This window comes from Sphingopyxis sp. (genome assembly GCF_035565275.1).
GTDB lineage: Bacteria > Pseudomonadota > Alphaproteobacteria > Sphingomonadales > Sphingomonadaceae > Sphingopyxis.
Map to the genome: position 1 here is coordinate 1 of NZ_DATMST010000285.1, position 8,373 is coordinate 8,373.

Consider the following 8,373-nt stretch of genomic DNA (forward strand, 5'->3'; position numbering starts at 1 on the left):
GCGCGGCGCCCGATCGTCGAATATCGCGCCACCGGCGAATTGCCCGCACGCATGACGGCGCAGCGGACGGTCGCGCTCGAAAAGATCGGCGCGCGGCAGGGGATGGTGCGCGAACTCGCCGCGCTCGCCGAAGTCAGCGACGCGGTGATCCGCGGGCTCGTGAGCACCAGCGCGCTCGAGGCCGTCACCGTCGCGGCCGACCAGCCCTATCCCGAACCCGACAGCGGCTTCGCCCCGCCCGACCTGTCCGACGAGCAGACCGCCGCCGCGGCGCAGCTCAAGGATGCGGTCGCGGCCGCCAAATTCGACACGCTGCTGCTCGACGGCGTCACCGGATCGGGCAAGACCGAAGTCTATATGGAAGCGATCGCCGCCGCGACCGACGCGGGCAAGCAGGCGCTCGTCCTGCTCCCCGAAATCGCGCTGACCGAACCGATGCTCACGCGATTCGCCGCGCGCTTCGGGTGCGAGCCCGTCGCCTGGCACTCGGGGTTGCGCTCGACCGAGCGACGCCGCGCCTGGCACGCCATCGCGAGCGGCGAAGCGAAGATCGTCGTCGGGGCACGCTCGGCGCTGTTCCTGCCCTACGCCAATCTGGGCGTCATCGTCGTCGACGAGGCGCACGAGACGAGTTTCAAGCAGGAGGATGGCGTCCATTACCACGCACGCGACGTCGCGGTCATGCGCGGACATTTCGAAGGACTGCCGGTGGTGCTCGCGAGCGCGACCCCCGCGCTCGAAAGCCTCGCGATGGTCGAGGCGGGGCGCTATCGCCACATCATCCTCCCCGCGCGCTTCGGCGGTGCGACCCTGCCCGATCTCGCCGCGATCGACATGCGGCAGGACCCGCCTGATCGCGGCCGCTGGCTCGCCCCGCCCCTCGTCGACGCGCTCGCCGACCGATTGCAAAAGGGCGAGCAGAGCCTCCTCTTCCTCAACCGCCGCGGCTTCGCCCCGCTGACGCTCTGCCGGACCTGCGGCCACCGCATCCAGTGCCCCAACTGCACCGCGTGGATGGTCGAGCACCGGCTCGTCCATCGTCTCGCCTGCCATCATTGCGGTCATGTGATGCCGCCGCCGCGGCTTTGCCCCGAATGCGAGGACGAGGACAGCCTTGTCGCGTGCGGGCCCGGGGTCGAGCGCGTCGCCGACGAGGTCGCGCTGCGCTTCCCCGAAGCGCGAGTCGCGATCGTCACATCGGACACCCTCTGGTCGCCCGCGAAGGCCGCCGAGTTCGTCGATAACGTCGAGGGCGGACTGGTCGACATCATCATCGGGACGCAGCTCGTCACCAAGGGCTATCATTTCCCGAACCTCACGCTCGTCGGCGTCGTCGACGCCGATCTCGGGCTCGACGGCGGCGACCTCCGCGCATCCGAACGCACTTTCCAGCAGATCGCGCAGGTCGCGGGGCGTGCGGGGCGCGGCGTGAAGCCCGGCGAAGTGCTGATTCAGACGCGCGTGCCCGAGGCGCCGGTGATGGCGGCGCTCGTCGCGAACGACCGCGACGGTTTCTATTCGGCGGAGGCCGCGGCACGGAAATTCGCGGGCGCGCCGCCCTATGGCCGCTTCGCCGCGCTCGTCATCTCGTCGGAGGACATCGAGGTCGCGCGCGGCGTCGCGCAGCGGCTGGGGCAGAAGGCACCGGTTGCCGAGGGACTCGCGGTCTATGGCCCCGCGCCCGCCCCGCTCGCGATGCTGCGCGGTCGCCACCGTTTTCGCCTGCTGCTCCACGCGCCGCGCAGTTTCGACCTGCAGGGAACGATCCGCGACTGGGTGGGCAGCATCGACTGGCCCGCGAAAGCGCGGCTCGCGATCGACATCGACCCCTATAGCTTCGTCTGACCCGCCTGCGACGAAGCGAACTGGATTCGCGAAATTTTCCTGTTAATCATCGATGCATTACCGGGGGATTACGGGTTGGGAGATCAGGGGTGACTATCGGAAAATGGACCCGCGCCATCGGCGCCGGGGTGGCTTTGGCGGCGCTTTCGATCAGCGCGAGCGCGCGCGCCGAATGGTGGCAGGCCGAAACGTCGCATTTCATCGTCTATTCGGAAAGCAAGAAAGAGGACGCCGAACAGTTCGCGCGCCTGCTCGAACGATACGACAATGCGCTCCGCTATCTGCAGGCGCGGCCCGTTCCCGGTCCCGACATGGGTCAGGCGAACAAGGTCAAGGTGTTCCGCAGCGGCGATACCGACGATATCGCCGCGCTCGCGGGGGCGCCCGGATCGGGTATTTACGGCTTTTACATTCCGCGCGCGGGCAGCACCGTCGCCTTCGTCCCGGTGCGCAACAAGCGCCGCGACGGCATGGGCGTCCGCACCCTGAACGAGGTGCAGCTCGACACGCAGCGCGTGCTGTTCCACGAATATACGCACCATTTCATGCTGACCAATTTCAGCACCGCCTATCCCTATTGGTATGCCGAAGGCTTTGCCGAAGTCTATGGCACGATCGACCTTCGCGACGATGGCAGTTTTCACCTCGGCAATGTGCCGCAGGCACGCGGCGAAGCGCTGAGGGTGCTGCCCGATACCCGCCTGTCGCGCATGTTCGATCACAAGGTCAAGCTGAAGGGAATGGAACAGATGCAGTCCTATTCGGTGGGCTGGCTGCTGTCGCATTATCTGAACTTCAACGAAGCGCGCAAAGGGCAGCTGCCGGCCTATCTGACCGCGCTCAACAAGGGCGAGGACAGCCTCGAAGCCGCGAAGCGCATCTTCGGCGATCTCGACAAGCTGCAGGCCGAACTGCGCAAATACAAGAATGGCCCCTTCCCCGGGTACGACGTCAAGCCGCCCGCCTATGTCGAGCCCGTGGTGACGATGCGCGCGCTGACGCCGGTCGAGGAAAGCCTGATGCCGGCCTATATTCGCTCGCAGCGCGGCGTCGACCCGAAGCAGGCCAAGGACGTCGCGCGCGACATGGCCGGCAAGGACGCCGCCAATCCCGACAGCCTGTTCGCGCAGCTCGCGGTAGCCGAGGCGCAGATCGACGCGAAGAATTTCGACGCCGCCGAAACCGCGGCAAAGCGCGCGATCGCCCTCGCGCCCGATTCATCGCTCGCGCATTTCATGATGGGCGGAATCGCCATGGCGCGCGGCGAAACCGACAAGACGCAATACGCCGCAGCGCGCCCCTGGTTCACCAAGGCGCACAAGCTCGACCTCAAGGATCCGCGTCCGATGATCGGCCTCTACATGTCCTATTTCGAGGCCGGCGAATCGATCCCCGAGGATGCGCTGATCACGCTTGAGGATGCATGGAATTATGCGTCCTATGATGCGGGCTACCGCCTCATCCTCGCCCGGCAACTCCTGAACGAGAACAAGGGCAAGCTTGCGAAGGACGTCCTCTCGCCGATCGCCTTTTCGGCTCACGGGACCGAAAAGGAAAACAAGATTCTCGCGACGGTCGAGTTCATCGAGCAGGACAAGCTCGACGACGCGCGGACGAAAATCGCCGAAATCTTCCAGGACCAGAAGGACGAGGCGGCGGGCAAGAAAAAGAGCTGACGCCGGGGGCAGCGACGGCCGGCAGGGGGAACGGGATGCGACACGGGATCGCGGCGGCGGTTGCCGCCTTGCTCGGCATGGCGCTGGTCACGCCGGCCAGCGCCCGCTGGCTGCGCGCCGACACCAACAATTTCATCATCTACAGCGAGGGCAGCGAGAAACCGCTGCGCGGCTTTGCCGAAAATCTCCAGCGGTTCGATGCGACGCTGCGCCACCGCTTCAGCGTCCCCGGCGGGTTCGAACCGAATCGCCTGACCATCTATCTGGTCGAGCGTGCCGACGATGCCGGCCGGCTCGCCTCGGGGAAAAGCGGATCGTCGATCGCGGGATTCTACCTGTCGACGCCCGACGGCGCCTTCGCGGTTTCGAACCGCGAGAATGACGAGGGACGCGGCACGCCCTTGGCGCAACAGACGCTGTTCCACGAATATGCGCATCATTTCATGAAGCGCTATGTGCCGGCCGCCTTTCCGGCCTGGTTCATCGAAGGCTTCGCCGAATATGTGTCGACCGTCGATTTCACCCGGGACGGCAGGGCGGCGATCGGCAAGCCGGTGTACCGCCGGGCCTACGGACTGCTCGAAATGCCGAAGATTCCGGTCGAGCAACTGATCACGAAGCGTCCGGATGCGATGGGGACCGCCGGGATGACGGATGCCTATTACGGGCGGTCGTGGTTGCTGACGCACATGCTCTACAGCGACCCGAACCGGCAGGGCCAGCTGCTCGCCTATATGCAGGCGATCAATCGCGGCGAGGATGCCGTCGACGCGGCGCGCAAGACGTTCGGCGACCTGGGCCTGCTCGACAAGGATCTCAACCGCTATCTCAACCGCTCGCTGGCCTATGTCACGCTGCACGAACCGGTGAAGGTCGAGGGGGCGATCACGATCACCCCGCTCGCGGGCGGCGAGGATGCCCTGATCCCGCTGCGCCTCGAACGGCTGAGTGCCGCCAATTCCTCCGAACGGACGGCGCTCCTCCGCCCGGCGCTGCAAAGGCTCGCCGCAGCCCATCCCGACAATGCCGGCGTCTGGTACGAGGTCGCCGCGGCCGAATGGCGCATGGACGACGACAAGCGCGATCTTGCCGCCGCGCGCGCGGCGGTCGACAAGGCGATCGCGCTGAAACCCGACCACGTCCGCGCCAATGTCCTGCTGGGACGGCTGATCGCGCTCGAGATGGACCGGAAGGGCGATTATAGCGCCGGGGCGTGGAGCATGGTGCGCAAGCCGATCACGCTTGCCAATCGCACCGACCCCGACGATCCGATCCCGCTCTTCGCTTATTTCGAGACCTTCGGCGATCAGGGCTTCCAACCGACCAACATCGCGCTTCAGGGGCTCGAAAGAGCCTTCGCGCTCGAGCCCGAGAATGTCACGATCCGCATCAACCACGCCTTCGCGCTCGCGAACCGGGGCCGGTTCGGCGAAGCGATGCGGCTGGCCCAGACGGTCGCCTTCGATCCGCACGACCGGGGGCAAGGGCAATCGCTGCTCGATCAGCTCGAAACCCTGCGCGGCCGCGACCGGTCGAACACCTTCACGCGGACCGAAGGGACCGAAGACGCGACCGACTGACGCGCCGCGTCAATAATCGGGTTCGGCGCCGCCCAGCACCTGCGCCGCCTGATCCGCCAGCCATGTCATCGCCCCCGCCCACGGCTGATGGCCGTGGCTGATTCGGGCCACGCCAAGCGCGGCGAGTTCCTTGTGGGTCGGTCCACCCTTGCCGCGGAGGATGTTCACAGGCAGCGGCGACCCTTCGCAGATCGCGCCGATGCATCGGGGATCGAGCAGGAAAGGCACGAACAGCGACCCCGCGCCCGCATCGGCATAGGCGCGCGCTCGTTCCAGCGTCGCGGCGACGAGCGCGTCGCCATCCTTCTCCACGTCGGCCCCGAGAAACGTGTCGCAGCGCGCGTTGACGAAGATGCCGGTGTCGGCGGCGGCCCGGTAACGTGCCACGGCGTCGGGGATGGCGAGCAGCCCGGTCTCGCCGGGCAGCCGGTCCTCCATGTTGATCCCCGCTGCGCCCGCAGCCTTCGCCCGGCCGACCGAGACGCCGACCGCCTCCGGATCGGCGCCATAGCCCGACTCCATGTCGATGGTCACCGGCAGGTCGGTGACCGACAGGATGCGGTCGAGGTTTGCGAACACATCCTCGAGCGGGAAATCCTCGCCATCGGCGCGGCCCTGCGCCCCGGCGACGCCGAAGCTGCCGGTCGCGATTGCCTTCGCGCCCGCCGCAGTGACCGCCTTCGCACTCCCCGCGTCCCAGATATTGACGAGGATCAGCGGGTTACCCGGAACGTGAAGCGCCCGAAATTCGGCAATCTTGTCGGACATCAGAAACTCTCCCTCTTCAGCAATTCTTCCTTGATCGGCAGGCCATAGGCATAGCCGCCGAGCGTCCCGTCGGTGCGTACCACGCGGTGGCACGGAATCAGCACCGCGACATTGTTCGCGCCATTGGCGCTCCCCGCCGCACGCACCGCCCTGGGCCTGCCGACCGCAGCGGCGATGTCGGAATAGCTCCGCGTTTCGCCCGCCGGAATCCGGCGAAGCTCGCGCCACACGGCTTCCTGAAACGCCGTGCCCTTCACGTCGATCGGGATATGATCGAAACCGTTCACCGGCGCCTCGACCGCCGCCACGACCTGTTTCAGCAGCGCCGCGAATGCGTCGCCACCCTCAATCAGTTCGGCGGCCGGAAAACGCGCCTCGAGCGCCTCGCGCCCTTCGGCGAAGCTCAACCGGCAAACGCCCTTCTCGGTTGCGGCGACCAGCATGTCGCCAAGGCTCGTCGGCACGACCGCCCAGTGGATCGTCGCACCCTTGCCGCCATTCACCCAGGCCGAAGCCGTCATACCCATACGTCCCTCCATATTCTGATAGAAACGCGACGGCCCCGAAAAGCCCGCGTCGTAAATCGCGTCGGTCACCCTCGTGCCATCGCTCAATGCCTGCCGCGCGCGCTCCTCACGCAGCGCGCGGGCATAGGCGGCGGGCGAAAGCCCTGTGTGGCGGGTGAAGACGCGCTGGAAATGCGTCGGCGAATAGCCGGTCCGTGCCGCGAGATCGGCGAGCGCGAGCGGCTCCTCGCTTTGCTGGATCGCCGCGATCGCCCCCAGCACCGCGCCTTCGTCGCGCGCGACGTCGTCGGGCAGGCAGCGCTTGCACGGGCGAAGACCCGTTTCGCGCGCCGCGGCGCCATCGGAAAAGAAGCGGACATTTTCGCGCAGCGGATGCCGCGCGGCGCAGCTCGGGCGGCAGTAGATGCCCGTGGTGAGCACCCCGGTGACGAAGCGCCCGTCGAGCGCGCGATCGCGGCGCAGCACCGCCGCCCAGCGATCGTCATCGGTCATGGTTTCGGCGACGCTCATGTCTCGCTCCCCTGGGCTTCGTCCCGTTCGATCCGCGCGGCGAAGCAGCCGTATGCGGCATTATGGGCATCGATATAGGAGACGCCATCGTCGGCGAACAGGTCGCGGATCGCGCCATCGGCTTCGCCCGGCCCCGCGAGCCGTGCGGTTCGCAGCATGCCGTCCGTTCCAAACGCGCGTAGCGCCAGCGGGCGACCCTCGAATACCGGGGGCAGCTCATCCCGGTAGCGCGCGGCGGCGACACCCTGCCGGACATAGATCGCATAGGCGCTGCGATACGGCGTTTCGACGTCGTGGCTGGTGTGATGGAGCAGGATCAGTTGCTCCCCCGCCTTCGCATCCTCCAGGCTGACGCGGCACGGAAAGCCGCGAGCCGCGGTCGCGGTGACGCGGCGCGCTTTGATCGCGGCGAGGCCGGCGTCGTCGAGCGCGAAGAGCGGGGCAAAGCGATCGGGGCTGAGCCCCTCAATCATATAGGTCATCGGTTCGTCCTTTTCCGGTTGATGGACATGCAATGTCATGATGCGTCCGGCGCCGCGTCCCGATGCTTGCGTTCAAAGCGCGCCGCTCTATTTTGCGCGTCATGATCCGCCTCCTCCCCCTGCTGCTCGCTCTCCTTGCCGTCACCCTTGGTCTTTCGGGGCCTGCGCGCGCGGCCGACGATATCAGCGCGGCGTCGCGCAGCGTCGTGCGCGTCGTCACCGTCGCGATGGTCGACGGCGAAGTCGTCGGCTTCGGCCATGGCAGCGGGATCGCGATTTCGCCGACGCGCATCGTCACCAACGCGCATGTCGTCGAATCGGCCGCCAAATATCCGGGCAATGTCGCATTGGGCGTCGTGCCGTCGGAGGGGCAGAAAAGCTACGCCGCGAAGCTGATCGCGATCGACGCCGCGCGCGATCTCGCGCTGATCGAAATCAGCGAAGCGCGCCTGCCCGTCGCCGCGGTCTACACCGGCCCGCTCGATTCGGGCGCCGACGTCGTGGCATTGGGTTACCCGGGCAACGTCGATCTCGCCACCGCGCGCAGCGCCAACGATTATATCACCCCGCGCACGCCGACGCGCAGCGAAGGCAATATGTCGAACACGCAGGCGGTCGACGGGGTCGCGATGCTGATCCACACCGCGAAGATATCGCGCGGCAATTCGGGCGGCCCGCTGGTCGACCAGTGCGGGCGCATTGTCGGCATCAACACCGCGATCACGCGCGCAGACGATGGCGATTCGCCCTTCGCCTTCGCGATCGCCGGACGCGAGCTGACGCGCTTCCTGACCGATGCGGGGCAGCAATATGGCAGCATCGGCACGCCGTGCCTGTCGATGGCCGAAGCCGACGCGCGCGACCGCGCCGCGATCGATGCCGAGGCCCGCGCCGATGCCGAAGCCAATGCGTCGAAGGACGCCGCCGCGAAGCTCGACCGCGAACTCAAACAGGCGCGCGCCGGAGAGGAGGCGCTCGCCGCGCT

General features: G+C 67.2%; 7 protein-coding genes. 4 read left to right on the forward strand and 3 right to left on the reverse strand.

Features of this window, described 5'->3' with window-relative positions; translation table 11 throughout:
* From VN047_RS18765 to VN047_RS18775, 3 genes are all read left to right on the forward strand, one after another.
* Window positions 1-1,845: primosomal protein N' (locus VN047_RS18765; protein ID WP_325545363.1), on the forward strand; the 1,845-nt coding region annotated here is incomplete at its 5' end.
* A gap of 89 nt (window positions 1,846-1,934) precedes the next feature.
* The gene (locus tag VN047_RS18770; protein WP_325545365.1) at window positions 1,935-3,521 is read left to right on the forward strand and encodes a hypothetical protein; all 1,587 of its coding nucleotides are present in this window, start codon (window positions 1,935-1,937) and stop codon (window positions 3,519-3,521) included.
* A 35-nt stretch (window positions 3,522-3,556) separates the two neighbouring features.
* Window positions 3,557-5,101, forward strand: a complete 1,545-nt coding sequence (locus tag VN047_RS18775; RefSeq protein ID WP_325545367.1) for a hypothetical protein — start codon at window positions 3,557-3,559, stop codon at window positions 5,099-5,101.
* A gap of 9 nt (window positions 5,102-5,110) precedes the next feature.
* On the opposite strand, the gene VN047_RS18780 is transcribed toward VN047_RS18775, so the two are convergent.
* The 3 genes from VN047_RS18780 to VN047_RS18790 are packed head-to-tail and all read right to left on the reverse strand — an operon-like array spanning window position 5,111 to window position 7,388.
* The gene (locus tag VN047_RS18780) at window positions 5,111-5,869 is read right to left on the reverse strand and encodes an isocitrate lyase/phosphoenolpyruvate mutase family protein (protein WP_325545369.1); all 759 of its coding nucleotides are present in this window, start codon (window positions 5,867-5,869) and stop codon (window positions 5,111-5,113) included.
* Window positions 5,869-6,906: a bifunctional DNA-binding transcriptional regulator/O6-methylguanine-DNA methyltransferase Ada gene (ada, locus tag VN047_RS18785; protein WP_325545371.1), complete on the reverse strand. Its 1,038-nt coding sequence runs from the start codon at window positions 6,904-6,906 to the stop codon at window positions 5,869-5,871. Before ada ends, VN047_RS18780 begins: the two co-directional genes overlap by 1 nt.
* A complete protein-coding gene (locus tag VN047_RS18790) occupies window positions 6,903-7,388 on the reverse strand; it encodes a DUF1203 domain-containing protein (protein ID WP_325545373.1) in 486 nt (161 codons plus the stop codon). The genes ada and VN047_RS18790 overlap by 4 nt, the downstream gene beginning before the upstream one ends.
* A 101-nt stretch (window positions 7,389-7,489) precedes the next feature.
* Here VN047_RS18790 and VN047_RS18795 point away from each other — a divergent pair.
* Window positions 7,490-8,373, forward strand: an 884-nt coding sequence (locus tag VN047_RS18795) for a serine protease (protein WP_325545375.1), incomplete at its 3' end; no start/stop codon positions are given.

What these genes read in the sequence shown, in the direction of transcription:
- VN047_RS18775 (WP_325545367.1), top strand. Translation starts at nt 3,557, where the DNA reads ATGCGACACGGGATCGCGGCGGCGGTTGCCGCCTTGCTCGGCATGGCG.
- VN047_RS18780 (WP_325545369.1), bottom strand. Translation starts at nt 5,869, where the DNA reads ATGTCCGACAAGATTGCCGAATTTCGGGCGCTTCACGTTCCGGGTAAC.
- ada (WP_325545371.1), bottom strand. Translation starts at nt 6,906, where the DNA reads ATGAGCGTCGCCGAAACCATGACCGATGACGATCGCTGGGCGGCGGTG.
- VN047_RS18790 (WP_325545373.1), bottom strand. Translation starts at nt 7,388, where the DNA reads ATGACCTATATGATTGAGGGGCTCAGCCCCGATCGCTTTGCCCCGCTC.